The sequence below is a fragment of the Mycobacterium sp. genome (assembly GCF_029961025.1).
Classification (GTDB): domain Bacteria; phylum Actinomycetota; class Actinomycetes; order Mycobacteriales; family Mycobacteriaceae; genus Mycobacterium.
In genome coordinates this window covers 516,994-533,434 of the sequence record NZ_JASBVP010000002.1, presented here as the reverse complement: position 1 = coordinate 533,434, position 16,441 = coordinate 516,994, and the positions used below count along the sequence as shown (strand labels likewise).

The window sequence follows — 16,441 nt, the reverse complement described above, 5'->3', positions numbered from 1 at the left end:
ACCAGAAGGAGGTCGCGGCACCGTGAACCGGGCAGTCGTGCTGCGGATCGCCGCATGCGGAATCATGGGATTCGGAGCCGCCCTGTTGATTGCCGCGCTGCTGCTGTGGACGTACACCACCAGCAAGATCACCAAGATTCCGCTCAACATCGACACCACGTTGGTCAGCGACGGCAACGGCACCGCACTCGATCCGGCGTCACTGTCCGGTGAGCACCTCGTCGTCAACAAGAACGTTCCGCTGGTCTCCCAACGGCAGATCACCGTCGAGTTACCGGCCAACGCCGACATTGTGACCCTGCAGGCCGGAACCACCGTCCGGCGTACCGATATGCAAAAGGACACCGGGCTGCTGCTGGCGATAGTCGACACCGTCACGCTCAACCGCAAGACCGCGATGGCCGTCTCCGACGAAACCCATCCCGGTGGCTCAGTTCAGAAGCCGCGCAGCATCGGTGACGACAACCCGCCCACCAACATCGCGCTGCCGCATGAGGGGCTGGATTACCGGTTCCCGTTTCACACCGAAAAAAAGACCTATCCCTATTTCGACCCCATTGCGCAGAAGGCCTACGACGTTAACTACGACGGCGAGGAAGACGTCAACGGCTTGAGGACCTACCGATTCACCCAAAACGTCGGCTATGACACCGACGGCAAGCTGGTCGAACCGGTCAAATACCCGTCGCTCTACGCCCACGACGAAGACAGCAAGGTCACCGCGTCGGCGGCGATGTGGGGCATACCCGGTGATAACCCTGACGAGAGCATCACCATGACTCGCTACTACGCCGCACAGCGAACCTTCTGGGTGGATCCGGTGTCGGGGACCATCGTCAAAGAAGAGGACCACGCCAATCACTACTTTGCCCGCGATCCGCTCAAGCCGGAGGTGACGGTGGCCGACTACAAGGTCACCTCCGATGAGGACACGATCGAGGCGCAGGTCAACGCCGCTCGCGACGAGCGTGACCGGTTGGCGCTGTGGTCTCGCGTGCTGCCCATCACCTTCACCGCGACCGGTCTGATCGCGCTGATCGGCGGCGTTCTGCTCGGCTCGTTCAGCCTGCGTGCCGAGGCGGCGCTGCTCACAGTCGGCCCGGATACCACCGATCGGGGCTATTTCGGCGGCCCCGCCGGCGAACCGGTGCCCGGCGCCGAGGCCCGGACCGAGAAGCTGCCGGAACTGCGCCCTAACCTGCACCCGGAGCCGGGCCCGCCCACCTCGCCCCCACCCGAGCGGACCTAACTCGCGCGCATGCGCCACCTGGATTGCGCCCGGCGCGTCGACGCGGTGGCCCTGCCGGGGTACGCACTGGCCCTGGCGCTGCTGGTGGTGGGTCCGCTGCTCGGTCGCGGATACCTGCTGCTGCGTGACGCGGTGTCCACACCGCGCTCATATCTCTCCGACGACGCACTCGGGTTGATGTCGGCACCGCGGGCAACCCCCCAAGATTTCGCGGTTGCCCTGGCCTCACATCTCCTCGATGGCGGTGTCGTGGTAAAGGCCCTGCTGGTGCTGGCGCTGTGGCTGGCGGGCTGGGGCGCGGCCCGGCTGGTCGCGACGGTCGTGCCCGACGCGGGAAGGGGAGGCCAACTGGTCGCGATCACGCTCGCGATCTGGAACCCGTATGTCGCCGAACGATTGCTGCAGGGGCATTGGAGCCTGTTGCTCGGCTACGGGTGCTTGCCCTGGGTGGCCACGACGATGCTGACGCTGCGGTCGACGACGGCCCGATGGCCGCGGTTTTGGGGGCTGGCGTTCTGGATCGCGGTGGCCGGACTCACCGCGACCGGGCTGATACTCGCCGCAACCGTGGCACTGGTCTGCGCCGCGGCCCTGGGTGCGGGTCGACCACGCCGGTGGTGCGCTGCCGTGGCGCTGGGCGCGGCGGCAGCGGCCGCACTTCCCTGGCTGACCGCATTGGCTCTGGGACCGTCGGTCCCGGCTCACAACTGGGCTGCCGGATCGGGTGTTGCCGCGTTTGCGGCCCGCGCCGAGCCCGGCCTGGGCACACTGGGCAGCCTCGCCAGTCTGGGCGGAATCTGGAATGCTGAGGCCGTACCCGGTTCGCGAACAACGCTTTTCGTCATCGTTGCGGCCATCGCATTACTGGGTGTGGTGGCAGCTGGGCTGCCCGGGGTGCTGCATCGCCCGGCGGCCATGCCGCTGCTGATGCTGGCGGTGCCGGCGGTGCTGGTGCCCGCGGCGCTGGCCACCGGCCCCGGCCTGGGCGTGCTACGCGCCGCGGTGACCGCCGTCCCGGGCCTCGGGGTGTTGCGCGATGGCCAGAAGTGGGTGGCGCTCGCAATGCCCGGGTACACGCTGGCCGCAGCGGGCACGGTGCTGACGGCGCGCCGCTGGCTGCCGTGCGCGGCGACCGCCGGGGCCTGCTGTATCGCGCTGATCGCCACGCTGCCCGACCTGGCCTGCGGTGAGTGGGGAAAGATTACGCCGGTGCGCTATCCGGTCGGGTGGACCGCCGTTGCGGCGACAATCAACAGGTCCCCCGGCCCGGTCGCGGTGCTGCCCGCCGGGACTATCCGCCGCTTTTCCTGGTCCGGCCCGGCACCGGTGCTCGATCCGCTGCCCCGATGGGTGCGCGCCGACGTGCTAATCACCGGCGACCTGATAATCTCCGGCAGGACCGTGCCCGGTGAGAACAGCCGCGCCCGGGCGGTGCAGGAATTGCTGTTGAGAGGATCCGATCCGCACACCCTAAGCCGCGCCGGCGTCGCGTGGTTGGTCGTCGAAACCGGCAGCGTCGGCGAAAAAGGGTTGGCGGAAAGGGTGCTCGACAAATTGCCGGTCGTCTACCGGGACGGCGATCTGGAGCTGTATTACATCGGCGGTCAGGCGACGGTGCCGTCCGGCCGGCGGGTCGCCGTGCTGATTGCACACCTGGCCTGGCTGGCATTGCTTACGGGTGGCTTACGGGTGGCGCTATCGGCATGGCGGTGTCGAAGGGACACTCAGCGCTGCGACGCGACCGGCGACCGGCTCCGGTTTAAATCACGCCGCTGACACAGCGGCCGGCGTGAATAGCCTCCAGCACGGTGCGCATCGCGGCAGCGCTTCGCCGCCACGAGAATTCCCCACTGCGGGTCTGCGCTTTGGCGCCCAGTTGATCACGAAGAACCGGGTCTGAGAGCAGTTGTTGAAGCCGACTCACCAGTTCGGCGTGATTGTCGACCAATACCCCGGTCACCCCGTCGATGATCGAGTCGCACAGTCCTCCGGAAGACCGATAACCGATCGTCGGTACCGCGTGCTGGGCCGCCTCCACAACCGCGAGCCCCCACCCCTCCTTGCGCGACGGCAGCACATGCACCCAAGATCGTTGCACCACTTGGTGTTTGGTCACGTCATCGACATGCCCGTGAAACGTCACCGCATCCGAGATACCGAGCCGCCGCGCGTGGTCGACCAGGCGCTGCCGCCACCACCCGCCGCCGACGATGTCCAGATGCAACCCCGGGATCCGCGGGCGCAGCACCGCGATCGCCTCCAGCGCGTGTTCGATCTGCTTGTGCGGCACCAGCCGCGACAATACAACCACACGCGGCGTGGGTGCCCGCGGACCGGAGAGCGACTGCACCGGCGCCTCGTCGAGACCGTTACGCACCACGGCGATCCGCTTGGTATCCACCCCAAGGTCGACCAGGTCGCGGGCCGAGGGCAGCGACACCGTCACATACTGGTTGCGCCGGTGCAGCCGCGGCGACAACCACGATTCGACGAACCAACCGATCCGCCCGGTTACCCGCCCGGCCACCGGCCACTGCTCCCGATGGCAGTGATGCACCAGCACCGCCACTCGCCGGCCGTAGAGCAACCGGGCTAAAAACGGCAGGCCGTTTTGGGTGTCGATCACCACGTCCGGTCGCACCCGCCGCAGCGGTCCCAGCCCAAGGCGCCCCGCGGCCATCGCCAGCAACGCCCACACGTATACCGAATAGCGTCCGCCGGCGCGGCTGATCTGCACCCCGTCGACCACGTCGCGGCGCGGCGCGTGGGGGTAGCGGGCGGTGCGCAACGTCACGGCGATCCCGGATGCAGCCAGTTGCGCGCCGATGCGCTGCAGGTAGGCTTCGCTGCCACCACCCTGCGGGTGACCGGTGTCGCGCCAGCACAGCAGCAATACCGCGCTCAACCCACGAGAGCCCCGGGATCGGTGGCCCGCGGGCTCAGGGTGCGCGGCAGACATCGGCCCCCAGCCTAACGGCAGCCGATCGACCCGCCGTTGCCAGGCTCACGCAGCAGTATTCCCCCGCATTCCCCCCGTCGTGGGGTGGGGCAGCCGCCGTGCGCCGGTCGGCAGCGGTAGCTTGGGTCCGATGACGGCCACCGACCTGTTTGCCCGGCGCGCGACGTTGGCCCGCTCGCTGCGACTGCTGTTCGAGTTCCGCTTCGAGCAGTCGGATCCGGCGCGGTTCTACAGCGCCCTGGCCGCCGACACCGTGGCCATGGTCGGCGACCTTTGGCGGTCCCTTTACGGCGAATCTGCTGCCGGCCGCACGCTGCTCGACGTCGGAGGTGGTCCGGGATACTTCGCGGCGGCGTTCGCCGACGCCGGAATCCGCTATATCGGCGTCGAGCCGGACCCACGCGAAATGCACGCGCCCGCGCCGGCTGACACGGCTGCATCGGTGCGGTTCGTCCGGGCATCGGGAATGGCATTACCCTTCGCGGATCGCAGCGTGGACATCTGCCTGTCCTCCAATGTCGCCGAGCATGTCCCGCGGCCCTGGCAATTGGGTGCCGAGATGCTGCGGGTGACCAGGCCGGGCGGCCTGACCGTGCTGTCCTACACCGTCTGGTTGGGACCGTTCGGTGGGCATGAGACCGGTGCGGCCCACTACCTTGGCGGGGCCCGTGCGGCGGCACGATATGTTCGCAAACACGGTCATCCGCCGAAGAACAACTACGGGTCGTCGCTGTTTGCGGTGTCGGCCGCCGACGGCCTGGACTGGGCGGCCGACACCGGCGCCATGATCGCCGCATTTCCCCGCTATCACCCCCGATGGGCATGGTGGCTGACATCGGTGCCGCTGCTTCGGGAGTTCTTGGTGAGCAATCTGGTGTTGGTGCTACGGCCGCAATCTCCCGACGGCGGCGCTTGACGGCACCCGGCCGAGAGCCGTCGCTATGGGGTGACGATGTTGAACGCCGTGTCCGGCCGGTCGAGGGTGTTCAGGAAAGCCGGCAACGTCGTCTCGTCACCGGAGACATCCAGGCCCGGTGAGCTGACATCGCCCATCACCACCGCGAGCAGGCGCACCTTATCAGCCAGTTTCACCGTCGCGTGCACACTTTTGGGATCGGCGGGAATCTTGCGGTGGACGAGCACGCCGTTGCGCAGTGTCAGCCGGAAGTTAGTGTCCGGGTTGGTAGAGGCCCTGCTTGGCGGCCAGGGTCGACTGCCGCCACAGGCTGGGATGTACCGACGCCGGCGCGTGTTGGGTGTCAGACGCGGCGAGGAATGCGTAAACGTCGTTGTCCCACACCATCCGGCCGTCCGCGGCCGTGATGACGCAGGGCGCCAGCGCGGCGATGAATCCACGGTTGGCGTCGTCGAAATCCGTTGTGTCGTAAAGCGGGAGGGAGCTCAGGTGTTCGCGGTGCGCCGACTCGATGAATGCGGCCGGGGGTTTTTGATCCACAGCCAAGATACTGCCAGCGAGGCAGATACCTCACAGGGAAATCACCCGATTACGCGCTTGCCATAAGCGGCAGGCGCACGGTGAATTCGGTATGGCCCGGGGCGCTGTGCAGCGTGATCGTGCCGTCGTGCGCCTTGATCACGGCCGAGACGATCGCCAAACCCAACCCGGTGCTCCCGCCCTTACGGGAGCGGGAGGTGTCGCCGCGGGCAAACCGCTCGAAGACTTCGGTTTGCAGCTGCGCCGGAATGCCGGGTCCGTTGTCGATCACTTGAAGAACCGTGTGGGTCGGCCCGGTACTCAGCCGGGTCGTCACGACGGTTCCGGGACCGGTGTGGATGCGGGCGTTGGCCAACAGGTTGCTCACCGCCTGGTGCAGCCGGGCCGCATCGCCGGCGACGACCACCGGCTCATCGGGCAGATCCAGCTCCCAGCGATGGTCCGGGCCGGCAACGTGCGCGTCGTTGACCGCATCGACCGCCATCCGCGACAGGTCCACCGGTTGACGTTCCAGGGGTCGCCCGGAGTCCAGGCGGGCCAAGAGCAATAGGTCCTCGACCAGGCGGGTCATCCGCTCGGTCTCGGACTGCACCCGGCTCAACGCATGCGCCACCGCCTCGGCGGACCCGTTGCTTAGGCGCATTCGTTGCGCGAGCTCGGTGTAGCCGCGGATCGCGGCCAGTGGCGTGCGCAACTCGTGGCTGGCGTCGGCGACGAACTGGCGCACCCGGGTCTCACTCGCCTGCCGTGTCGATAACGCGGCGGCGATGTGATCGAGCATCCGGTTTACCGCCGAGCCTAGTTGGCCCACCTCGGTGCGGGGGTCCGCGTCGGCTTGCGGGACCCGCACCGGCACCGCGACCTCACCGCGGTCCAGCGGCAGATCGACGACTTCGCCCGCGGTGTGCGCAACGCGCCGCAACGGCGCCAGCGCCCGCCGGACGATCACCATGCCGGCGGTCGTCGCGGCGGTCAGCGCGACCCCCGTGACCACCGTGAAGATGAGCAGCATCCGGATCATGGTGGCATCGATATCGGCCATCGACAGGCCGGTGACGATGACATCGCCGCCGCCGCGCCGGGTAGCGGTGGCGACCAGACGGTATCGGCCGAGGCCGTTGAGGTCGCGGGTCACCGGGCTGCGCTCGGCAGCGATCGACGCCAGCTGCGCTTTGGCGGTTTCGGTCAACGCCTCCCGGGAGCCGCTGCTGGACAGGTAACCGGCGTCGACGGTGACCCCATCGCTGATCACGGCCGCGACCATGCCGGCCGGCTGACCCGGAGCATCCAGAAAACGCGGCCCGGGGCCCGGTCGCAACGCGTCGTGTCGACGCAACGGGCGCGGTGGTTGCCGGTAGATCAGCGCCGAGCGGTGGGACGCACTGCGCAGCTGCCCGTCGATCTGCGCCAACAGGTGGTGATACAACGCCACCTCGGTCGCCGCGCCGATACCGACACACACCGCGGCCAGCACGACCACCTGCCCGGCCAACAGCCGCAGCCGCAGCGGCCAGGCCCACCTCTTCCTAACGGACCGGCTTGAGGACATAGCCGGCACCGCGCAAAGTGTGGATCATCGGTTCGCGACCGTTGTCGATCTTTTTACGCAGATAGGAGATATACAATTCGACGATGTTGGACCGGCCGCCAAAATCGTAGCTCCACACCCGATCGAGGATCTGCGCCTTGCTCAGCACCCTCCTGGGGTTACGCATCATGTACCGGAGCAGTTCAAACTCGGTGGAGGTCAATGTAATCGGATCCCCGCTGCGGGTCACCTCATGGCTGTCCTCATCAAGCACCAAGTCCCCCACCACGATCCGGGCGCCGCTGTCTGCCGTCGTCACACCGGTGCGCCGCAGCAGTGCCCGCAGCCGCAGCACCACTTCCTCGATGCTGAACGGTTTGGTGACGTAGTCGTCGCCGCCGGCGCTCAACCCCGCGATGCGGTCCTCCACCGCATCCTTGGCCGTCAGCAACAGCACCGGTAGCCGGGGATGCTGCTCACGCAGTTTGTGCAGCACCTCCAGCCCGCTCATATCCGGCAGCATTACGTCGAGGACCACGACATCGGGACGCTGGACGCGTGCGGCGGCGATCGCCGACGCCCCGTCGCCGGCGCTGGTGATGTTCCAACCCTCGTATCGCAGCGCCATCGACACCATCTCGGCGAGCACCGCCTCGTCGTCGACCACCAGCACATGGATCGGGTTGCCGTCGGCGCGACGCATCACGACACGTTCGGTCGGCGTGTTGGGTTGGGCCACGGCACCAAGTATCCGCGCAGGACTGGGCCGAAGCTGTGCCAATCCTGTGTGCGGCCTGTGAAACCGCTGGCTGGACCGCCGTCGTTTCGAGCGGCACCCGCCTCCCGGTGCCGCAGGCGGGCCAGCAACTATCCGGGTCGTCAGCGTAGGTGGTGGTCGGCGCTGCGCCGCGCCGAGACGAAAACGGTTGGCGGGATTACGTCTGCGTCTGGGATCCGGCGCCCATAGCGGCTCAGCATTTCTGCCAGGGTCACCGCCGATGCCTCCCAACCGTGACACCGCAACCAGTCGGCGACATCGGTGCGCTCCTCGGCATACCACAACTCCTCGAAGTCGGGCACCTCGGTGTTGAGCAGTCTGGCGGCCGCTGCGCGCAGGCGGCTCATCTCCTCGCGCTGGCGGGTGCGGTAATCCGGGTCGGGCAACCCCTTTCCGGGCGCATTGGCGGCAAACCGGGAGCCGGCTGCGCTTAATTCGTGAACGCGCTCGATCAACAGGTCTTGCGCCGCCGCCGACAGGTAGCGAAGCAGCCCCTCAGCCGACCACGCGGTTGGTTGCGATGCATCAAAACCGTTTTCCTGCAGCGCTTTCGGCCAATCCTGTCGAAGATCGACCGGGACGTTCACCAGATTTGCCTTCGGATCTGCACCGTGCTGCCGCATGGTGGTCGACTTGAACTCTAGCACCTTGGGCTGATCGAGCTCGTACACCGTGGTGCCGGCGGGCCACGCCAGCCGCCACGCACGTGCATCCAAACCGGCTGCCAGGATTACGATTTGGCGTACGCCGGCATCGGCGGCGCTGAGGAAGAACTCGTCGATAAACGCCGTGCGCACGGCCATGAAGTCGACCATCGCCTGCATCCGCACCAGCAGGCCCGGCTCGTCGGCAGACAGCCGGGCCGCCAGTGCGGGATCCGCCATGATGGTCCACAGGCCCGTTCCCGCCGCATCCACGAACACCCGGGCGAACGGGTCGCTGATGATGGGGTGCTCGCTTTCGGTTTCCGCGGCGCGCGCCGCGGCCACCCCCAGCGCAGTGGCTCCCACGCTCTCGGTGATATCCCAGGAATCGTTGTCGGTGCGCGCCATAGTCTTTCCTCGGTCGGGCGGACGGTGTGGGTAATCCAAGACTGCTCGCCGCAGCCGGCTTCGACGGCATCGTCGGCGACTATACCGGCGCACCGGTGGCAACCGCATCGGATGAGGTCATACGTGGTGGGCACGGTGTCTGCGGGACGCGCCTTCAAAGCCCCGGCCTCGCGGTGTCGCCGGCAACGCGGGCCACCCAGGGTAGGTTCTGGCACGTGAACCTGAAAGCGGTAGCGGAATGGATGTCCCGGCAGGGTCTGGGGGCGGGCCCGCTGGAAGATGTTCGCGAGCTCAGCGGCGGAACTCAGAACATCATGGTGCGGTTCGCCAGGTCCGGGCGAGAATACGTGCTGCGGCGCGGGCCGCGGCACCTGCGCCCGCGAAGCAACACGGTGATCCTGCGCGAGACCCGGGTGCTGGCCGCACTGGCCGGAACCGACGTGCCGCATCCGCATCTGATCGCGGTCTGCGACGACCCCGCGGTGCTCGGTGACGCGGTGTTTTACCTGATGGAGCCGGTCGACGGATTCAACGCCGGCGAAGAACTTCCACCGCTGCACGCCGGCGACGCGGCCGTGCGCCACCAAATGGGGCTGTCGATGGCCGACGCGTTGGCCAAGCTGGGCGCCGTCGACCACGTCGCCGTCGGACTCGCCGATTTCGGCAAACCCGAGGGGTTCCTGGAACGTCAAGTGCCCCGCTGGCTTTCGGAGTTGGAATCCTATCGCCAGTTCGAAGGTTATCCCGGACCGGATATCCCCGGTGTCGGAGACGTCGCGAAGTGGCTCGAGGGGCATCGGCCGTCATCCTGGTCCCCGGGCATTCTGCATGGTGACTATCACGCCGCCAACGTGCTGTTTTCCCGCACCGGTCCCGACGTGGTGGCCATCGTCGACTGGGAGATGTCGACCATCGGCGACCCGTTGCTGGATTTGGGCTGGCTGCTGGCCACTTGGCGACAACCCGACGGGTCCAGTGTCTTCGAGCACGCCCTCACCTCGTTTGATGGCCTGGCCAGCACCGACGAGCTCGTCGAGCGCTATGCCCGCAACACCACCCGAGACCTGTCACACATCACCTGGTACACCGTGCTGGCCTGTTTCAAGCTGGGCATCGTCATCGAGGGCACGCTGGCGCGGGCCTGCGCGGGTAAGGCCGAGCGGGAGGTCGGTGAACAACTGCACGCGGCCACGGTGCGCCTGTTCGAGCAGGCGCTAGAACTCATGGAAACACGCGCATGACCGAGTGGTCGGCATCGGCGCGGCCAACCACTCCCGGGCCGATTGCCTACCGGATGCCTCGAGCCGCTAAACCCGGGCTGAGCTATGGCAGCACGGTGTGCATCAGCATCACGTCGTATGCCGACCACAGCGACAGGTTGAAATACAGGTCTTTGCCCGATGACCAGGGATGGATCATCGGCGCGTAGATCCCGCCGGGCATCTGGAACGAGGAAACCAGCAATTGCTCCGGACTCCACGGCCCCTGCGGCGCCGGCGCGGTCCGTGCCACGACGTCGTTGGCGCCGTTGGTGTACAACACCAGGTACTGCTTGAGATAGTTGTTGTATTGCGCAGACATCTCACCCACCGGGCCCGGGATGACCGGAGTGGCCGCCGCCGGATTGTTCGGGACCCAGGCATTGCGGTCACCATTCCAGTACTGGTATTTGGTGAGGTCCGGCACGAAGTTCTGCGGGACGCGCGCCAGATACGCCGAACCGCCGCGCCCGGGCGGCGTTCCAAACGAGTAGACATAACCGTCACCCGGCCGCATGAACGCGCCCATCTGGAAATTCTCATTGCCGGGAACGTACCGCGCGCCCGGAACACTGCCCGGCGAAGACGCCCGGATGGTCCCGGGGTAGATCCCCCAGTTTTGGCCATTGTCGGGAGACACCGCGATTGCCGAATAGTTGGTCGTCCATTCGCCGTCGCGGCCCCATTGCTTGATGGACATGAAGTTGAGGTATTGGGTTCGCCCCACGGCGATGCCGGCGGTCGGGATCATGCCCTCCTGGGTCGGCGCCCACTTGATACCGGGAATGATCTGCTTGGAAAACCCCACTTGCCGCACCGGAGAGCCGGAGTATTTGTCGGCAGGCACACCGGGGGCCACGCTGATCCCGTCGGAAAGATCACGGTCCCCGCTGCGAAACAGCACGTTATACCGCCACTGCTGGCCGTGAACCCGGCAGTAGCCGAACGTGTCGCCGAAAGCCATGAGCACCTGACGATTGACGGGATCGCCGTTGTCCCAGAGGATTCCCAGGTCGGTTCCGGAAATACTGAACCGTTGCAGGGTTTTGTTCGGGCTGTTGGGCCCGGTCACCCACTCGACCAGCGAAGTCGGGGCGCCGGCGATTGAGGGGGGAGGTTCCGGTGACGGCTGGGCCGCGTTCGGGCTCAGCTGGGCGGCATCCGGGGGGGCTTGGTTGCCCGCCCCGGGAGGGGCAGGTGCCGGCGGGATGATCGCCGCCTGCTGCTGCACCGGCGCGGCGTATCGGGTGCCCGGATGCAGCAGGGCGGATATCAGCGGGCCCAGCCGGGGCAACGGTGCGTGCTCATTCGCTCCCCGCGGCCTGCGTCCGGTCGGCGGCCGCACCACCGGCGCAGGTGAGGGCGTCACCGGGGCGGCCGCTGGGGGGTCGACGTTCGCTTCCGGCGCGGTACAGGGCAGGGCGGATGCCGGTGGGGCCAGACCCAGCGCAACGATGAATCCGACAGCGGCCGCCGGTGCCACCGTGATCGATACGATTCGGGCAACCGGCGACACGTCACACCTTTCCGGACACCAGGACGTCGCGGCGACGTCAGCCATTCACCGATGTGACGATAGTTGTCTAAGTGACCTTTGTGGTCAGTGATCCACCGATGGGTATGCATCCGTGACTGCGCCGCAACCAATCGGTATCGTCACGACCCGTTGAGATCACGGCCGTGTTGTTGGACGTATGTCGGCAGCGGCCCGACCGCTGGTGTGTGAAGCCTGCGCTCAAAAAGCGCGCCCGAAGGGATTCGAACCCCCAACCTTCTGATCCGTAGTCAGATGCTCTATCCGTTGAGCTACGGGCGCACGTGTTCAGTTGTCACGGCGGAGGCGAGAGGATTTGAACCTCCGGTCCCCGGTAAAGAGGACAACTCATTAGCAGTGAGTCCCATTCGGCCGCTCTGGCACGCCTCCTCGGACGTTCTGAGAGTACCCGAACCCGTCGGGGTGATGACGCGGGCCGGGCGCCGGTCCCGCCGACGGCCCGCGCCGGAGCCGGTGAGACCCGGCCGCCGCCGGGGGCACGGCGCACACCGGCCGGACCTATGCTGTCGACGTGACCGTGCGCCTGCGCCCCGAGCTGGCCGGGCTGCCGGCTTACGTCCCGGGCAAGACGGTGCCCGGCGCGATCAAACTGGCCAGCAACGAGACGGTGTTCGGTCCGCTGCCCAGTGTCCGGGCGGCGATCGAACGGGCCACCGCCACCGTCAACCGCTACCCGGACCCCAGTTGCGCCGAGCTGAGGGCCGTGCTCGCCGAACGGTTGAACCGGGGAGGCGCCGGGGGTTTTACCCCCGAGCACATCGCGGTCGGCTGCGGTTCGGCCAGCCTGTGCCAACAGCTCGTCCAGATCACCGCCTCGGTGGGCGACCAGGTGCTCTTCGGATGGCGCAGCTTTGAGATCTATCCCTTGCAGGCCCGGGTCGCCGGTGCCACCGCGATCCGGGTGCCGCTAAACGAGCACACCTTCGACCTGGACGCCATGCTCGCCGCGATCACCGACCGCACCCGGCTGATTTTCGTCTGCAACCCGAACAACCCGACGTCCACGGTGGTCGAGCCGGGCGACCTGACCCGCTTCATCGAGACGGTGCCGGCTCATATCCTGATCGCCATCGATGAGGCCTATATCGAATACGTCCGTGACGGCATGGCTCCCGACAGTCTGGAACTGGCCCGCTCCCGTGACAACGTTGTCGTGCTGCGAACCTTTTCGAAGGCCTACGGGCTGGCCGGTTTGCGGGTGGGCTACGCGATCGCCCATCCCTCGGTGATCGCAGCGCTGGGCAAGGTCGACGTTCCGTTCAGCAAGACCAGCGTCTCGCAGGCGGCGGCGATCGCCTCCCTAAAGGCCGCCGACGAGTTGCTGGCCCGCACCGACGGCGTAGTCGCCGAGCGCTTGCGGGTCAGCGCCGGCTTGCGCGATGCCGGGTATCCGCTGCCGCCGTCGCAGGCCAATTTCGTCTGGTTGCCGCTGGGTGAGCGCACCGGGGAGTTCGTCGGACAAGCCGCCGACGCCGGCATCGTGGTGCGCGCGTTTCCCCCCGACGGCGTCCGGGTCACCATCGGCGCCCCGAAGGAGAACGACGCCTTTTTGCGGTTCGCCCGCGGCTGGATCGCGCGATCCGCTACCGTGCGGGGTTGCGGCCGGTGAACGCGAGCAACCGATCGATCGCGCCGGCGTCATCGGGGACGGCGACCGGTTCGGCGAAGCCCGCCGCCGCCCGGCCGTGCGGGGTGATGATCTTTCGGGCGATCCCGAGCACGTACTCGGCCAGTGGCTCCGGCACGTCGATGGCGCGTCCGGTCGCCACCGCGTAGTCCCAGGCGTGCACTAGGAATTCGATTGACAGGATGCCGACGGCCGCGGCGGCGGGCGCCTCGTTGGCGCCCAGCGCCACCATGCCCTCCAGCCCGTGGCGCTGCCAGGCGGTTATCGCCGGCTGGGCCGCGGAAAGCAGCTGCCGCTCGATCGAGACGCCCTGGTCGCGTGGCGGCAGCTTCTCGCCCACCGCGCCGCCGATCGTGGCGATCACGCTCAGCAGGTGGTCGGTCAAGCCCGCGACGTCGAACCCCGGGCACGGCGTCTGCTTGGACAGATCCCCGGGGGTGATCGAGTGCACGACCTGCTGTAACACGCGCAACGAGTCTTCGGCGCTCGCCAGGTCGTCGGTGGGTGCGGGATAGGAGCCGGGCTGCAGATCAGAAGTCATTCCGTCAGACTACGGTTGGATAGGCATATGGGCGACTCGTACGAATCCGTCACCGTCGAGACCACGGATCACGTTGCTCGGGTGACGTTGATCGGGCCGGGCAAGGGCAACGCTCTGGGGCCGGCGTTCTGGGCGGAGATGCCCGGGCTGTTCGCCGAACTGGATGCCGACCGCAAGGTGCGGGCGATCGTCATCACCGGGTCGGGAAGCAACTTCAGTTACGGCCTGGACCTGCCGGAGATGGCCCCGGTGCTGGGCCCGGTGCTGGCCGACGGCGCGTCGGCCCGATCGCGAGCCGACTTTCATGCCGAGGTGCTGCGCATGCAGAAGGCCATCACCGCCGTCGCCGACTGCCGCACCCCCACCATCGCGGCGGTGCACGGCTGGTGCGTCGGTGGCGGCGTCGACCTGATTTCCGCGACCGACATCCGCTACGCCAGCGCCGATGCCAGGTTCTCGGTGCGCGAGGTCAAACTCGCGATCGTCGCGGACATGGGTAGCCTGGCGCGGTTGCCGCTGATCCTCTCCGACGGGCACCTGCGGGAGCTCGCGCTCACCGGCAAGGACATCGACGCCGCCCGCGCCGAAAAGATCGGCTTGGTCAACGACGTGTTCGCCGACGCCGGGGCCACCCTGGCCGCCGCCCACGCCACCGCCGCCGAGATCGCCGCCAACCCGCCGCTGACGGTCCGGGGTATCAAGGATGTGCTTGATCAGCAACGTATTTCACGAGTTTCGGAAAACCTGCGCTACGTCGCGGCCTGGAACGCGGCCTTTTTGCCGTCCGCGGACCTCACCGAGGGGATCGCCGCGGCGATGAGCAAGCGCAGGCCGCGGTTCACCGGCGAGTAGACCCCGGGCACCGGCACGTCCACCGGCGCGCACGTACCCTGACGGACGTGACCGCCCCAGATGCCCTCCACGGCAGAATCCGCGTCCCCGCCGACCTGGACGCCGTCACCACGATCGGCGAGGAAGACCACTGCGGTCTCGGCACCGGGGCCGTCGAGCGGATCTGGCAGGCCGTGCGCCACTGGTACCGGGCCGGAATGCACCCGGCGATCCAGTTGTGCCTGCGGCACCACGGCCGGGTGGTGCTCAACCGGGCGATCGGTCACGCCTGGGGCAACGCCCCGAGCGACCCGCCGGACGCCGAACAGATCCTCGTGACGACGGATACGCCGTTTTGTGTGTACTCGGCGGCCAAGGCGATCACCGCGACCGTGATGCACATGCTGGCCGAGCGCGGATACTTCTCGCTCGACGATCGGGTCTGCGACTACCTGCCCAGCTACACCGGCCACGGCAAGGAGCGCACCACGATCCGCCACGTCATGACCCACAGCGCCGGGGTGCCGCTGGCGCCCCGGCGCAAGCCGAACATCACCCGCGTGGACGACAGTGAATACGCCCGCCGCAAGCTCGGCGAACTCAGGCCCCTCTACCCGCCCGGACTGATCCACATGTATCACGCGCTGACCTGGGGGCCGTTGACACGGGAGATCGTTTCGGCAGCGACCGGCAAGAACATTCGTGACATCCTCGCCGCCGAGATCCTCGACCCGCTGGGGTTTCGCTGGACGAACTACGGCGTTGCTCCCCAAGACGTCCCGTTGGTCGCACCGAGTCACGCCACCGGAAAGCCGTTGCCCGCCCCGATTGCGGCGGTTTTTCGCAAGGCCATCGGTGGCACCGTGCACCAGGTCATTCCCTACACCAACGAGCCGCTGTTTCTCACCAGCGTGATCCCGTCGTCAAACACCGTCTCCAACGCCGACGAACTGTCGCGGTTCGCCGAGATCTGGCGCCGCGGTGGCGAACTCGACGGTGTCCGGATCATGCGGGCGGAGACGCTGCGCAACGCGGTCAGGCAGTGCCGGCGGTTGCGGCCCGACGTTGCCACCGGGCTGATGCCGCTGCGTTGGGGTACCGGGTTCATGCTGGGATCGACTAGGTTCGGACCGTTCGGCCGTAACGCCCCCGCCGCGTTCGGCCATCTCGGCTTGGTGAACATCGCCGTGTGGGCCGACCCGGAGCGCGGGCTGGCGGCGGGTCTGATCAGCAGCGGCAAACCCGGCAGGGATCCTGCCGCCGATCGCTACACCGCCCTGATGAACACCATCACCGCCGTGATCCCGCGGGACACCGCCGGCTAAGCCCGGCCGGCGAGCACACCGAGCGAGCCTGGTGCAGACCCCGCGGATGGCGGTAACACCGGTGGGTGGCGGTGGCGGAGGGATTTGAACCCCCGGACGGTGTTAGCCGTCTCTCGCTTTCAAGGCGAGTGCATTAGGCCGCTCTGCCACGCCACCGCCGACAAGCGTAACGGGGCGGGCCGGCGACGCCGTGAACCACGGACACGGCGCCGGGCCGCCCGGGTAATTGGCCGGGGCAGCGCTACGGATAGCCAAAATCCGGCACCCACTAGGGTGTTCGC

At 67.6% G+C, this 16,441-nt stretch carries 14 protein-coding genes, 3 tRNA genes and 1 pseudogene; 7 read left to right on the top strand and 11 right to left on the bottom strand.

Features of this window, described 5'->3' with window-relative positions; genetic code table 11:
- The first annotated feature begins 22 nt into the window (after positions 1-22).
- Positions 23-1,249, top strand: a complete 1,227-nt coding sequence (locus QJR12_RS03230) for a DUF3068 domain-containing protein (protein WP_300576134.1) — start codon at positions 23-25, stop codon at positions 1,247-1,249.
- Positions 1,250-1,258: 9 nt separating this feature from the next.
- Entirely contained in the window at positions 1,259-3,025 is a 1,767-nt protein-coding gene (locus tag QJR12_RS03225; protein ID WP_300576131.1) for a hypothetical protein, read from the top strand.
- Here QJR12_RS03225 and QJR12_RS03220 read toward each other — a convergent pair.
- On the bottom strand, positions 3,009-4,208 hold the full coding sequence (locus QJR12_RS03220; RefSeq protein WP_300576128.1) for a glycosyltransferase family 4 protein: 1,200 nt from the start codon (positions 4,206-4,208) through the stop codon (positions 3,009-3,011). The genes QJR12_RS03225 and QJR12_RS03220 overlap by 17 nt on opposite strands.
- A 130-nt stretch (positions 4,209-4,338) precedes the next feature.
- Between QJR12_RS03220 and QJR12_RS03215 the strand changes: the two genes are divergently transcribed.
- Positions 4,339-5,124, top strand: coding sequence for a class I SAM-dependent methyltransferase (locus tag QJR12_RS03215; protein WP_300576125.1), 786 nt, complete (start codon positions 4,339-4,341; stop codon positions 5,122-5,124).
- Positions 5,125-5,147: 23 nt separating this feature from the next.
- On the opposite strand, the gene QJR12_RS03210 is transcribed toward QJR12_RS03215, so the two are convergent.
- From QJR12_RS03210 to QJR12_RS03190, 5 genes and pseudogenes are all read right to left on the bottom strand, one after another.
- On the bottom strand, positions 5,148-5,351 hold the full coding sequence (locus QJR12_RS03210) for an alkyl sulfatase C-terminal domain-containing protein (protein ID WP_300576122.1): 204 nt from the start codon (positions 5,349-5,351) through the stop codon (positions 5,148-5,150).
- 31 nt (positions 5,352-5,382) lie between these two features.
- Positions 5,383-5,664, bottom strand: a pseudogene (locus QJR12_RS03205) (MBL fold metallo-hydrolase); the annotation flags it as partial.
- A gap of 49 nt (positions 5,665-5,713) precedes the next feature.
- Positions 5,714-7,213, bottom strand: a complete 1,500-nt coding sequence (locus QJR12_RS03200; RefSeq protein ID WP_300576119.1) for a HAMP domain-containing sensor histidine kinase — start codon at positions 7,211-7,213, stop codon at positions 5,714-5,716.
- Positions 7,191-7,895 (bottom strand): response regulator transcription factor, encoded by a 705-nt coding sequence (locus QJR12_RS03195; RefSeq protein WP_300576542.1) that lies wholly within the window; start codon positions 7,893-7,895, stop codon positions 7,191-7,193. The genes QJR12_RS03200 and QJR12_RS03195 overlap by 23 nt, the downstream gene beginning before the upstream one ends.
- 176 nt (positions 7,896-8,071) lie before the next feature.
- Positions 8,072-9,022 carry a class I SAM-dependent methyltransferase gene (locus tag QJR12_RS03190; protein WP_300576117.1) on the bottom strand — a complete coding sequence of 317 codons (951 nt, stop codon included), beginning with the start codon at positions 9,020-9,022 and terminating at the stop codon, positions 8,072-8,074.
- Positions 9,023-9,264: 242 nt separating this feature from the next.
- Here QJR12_RS03190 and QJR12_RS03185 point away from each other — a divergent pair, with 242 nt between their 5' ends.
- A complete protein-coding gene (locus QJR12_RS03185; protein WP_300576539.1) occupies positions 9,265-10,263 on the top strand; it encodes a phosphotransferase family protein in 999 nt (332 codons plus the stop codon).
- 82 nt (positions 10,264-10,345) lie between these two features.
- On the opposite strand, the gene QJR12_RS03180 is transcribed toward QJR12_RS03185, so the two are convergent.
- The 3 genes from QJR12_RS03180 to QJR12_RS03170 form a co-directional block, all read right to left on the bottom strand.
- Positions 10,346-11,842, bottom strand: a complete 1,497-nt coding sequence (locus QJR12_RS03180; protein WP_300576115.1) for a DUF4185 domain-containing protein — start codon at positions 11,840-11,842, stop codon at positions 10,346-10,348.
- 182 nt (positions 11,843-12,024) lie between these two features.
- Positions 12,025-12,097 (bottom strand) — tRNA-Arg (locus QJR12_RS03175).
- Between the two features lie 19 nt (positions 12,098-12,116).
- Positions 12,117-12,205, bottom strand: a tRNA-Ser gene (locus QJR12_RS03170).
- Between the two features lie 142 nt (positions 12,206-12,347).
- On the opposite strand from QJR12_RS03170, the gene hisC reads away from it, so the two are divergent.
- Positions 12,348-13,445 (top strand): histidinol-phosphate transaminase, encoded by a 1,098-nt coding sequence (gene hisC, locus QJR12_RS03165; RefSeq protein WP_300576112.1) that lies wholly within the window; start codon positions 12,348-12,350, stop codon positions 13,443-13,445.
- Here the strand turns inward: hisC and QJR12_RS03160 are convergent.
- Complete coding sequence (locus tag QJR12_RS03160; RefSeq protein ID WP_300576110.1) at positions 13,420-14,004, bottom strand: TIGR03086 family metal-binding protein; 585 nt, start codon at positions 14,002-14,004, stop codon at positions 13,420-13,422. The genes hisC and QJR12_RS03160 overlap by 26 nt on opposite strands.
- A gap of 27 nt (positions 14,005-14,031) precedes the next feature.
- Between QJR12_RS03160 and QJR12_RS03155 the strand changes: the two genes are divergently transcribed.
- Both QJR12_RS03155 and lipE read left to right on the top strand, forming a co-directional pair.
- Positions 14,032-14,856 (top strand): crotonase/enoyl-CoA hydratase family protein, encoded by an 825-nt coding sequence (locus QJR12_RS03155; RefSeq protein WP_300576107.1) that lies wholly within the window; start codon positions 14,032-14,034, stop codon positions 14,854-14,856.
- Between the two features lie 47 nt (positions 14,857-14,903).
- Positions 14,904-16,160 (top strand): lipase LipE, encoded by a 1,257-nt coding sequence (lipE, locus tag QJR12_RS03150; protein ID WP_300576104.1) that lies wholly within the window; start codon positions 14,904-14,906, stop codon positions 16,158-16,160.
- Positions 16,161-16,226: 66 nt separating this feature from the next.
- On the opposite strand, the gene QJR12_RS03145 is transcribed toward lipE, so the two are convergent.
- Positions 16,227-16,316 (bottom strand) — tRNA-Ser (locus QJR12_RS03145).
- Positions 16,317-16,441: the final 125 nt, after the last annotated feature.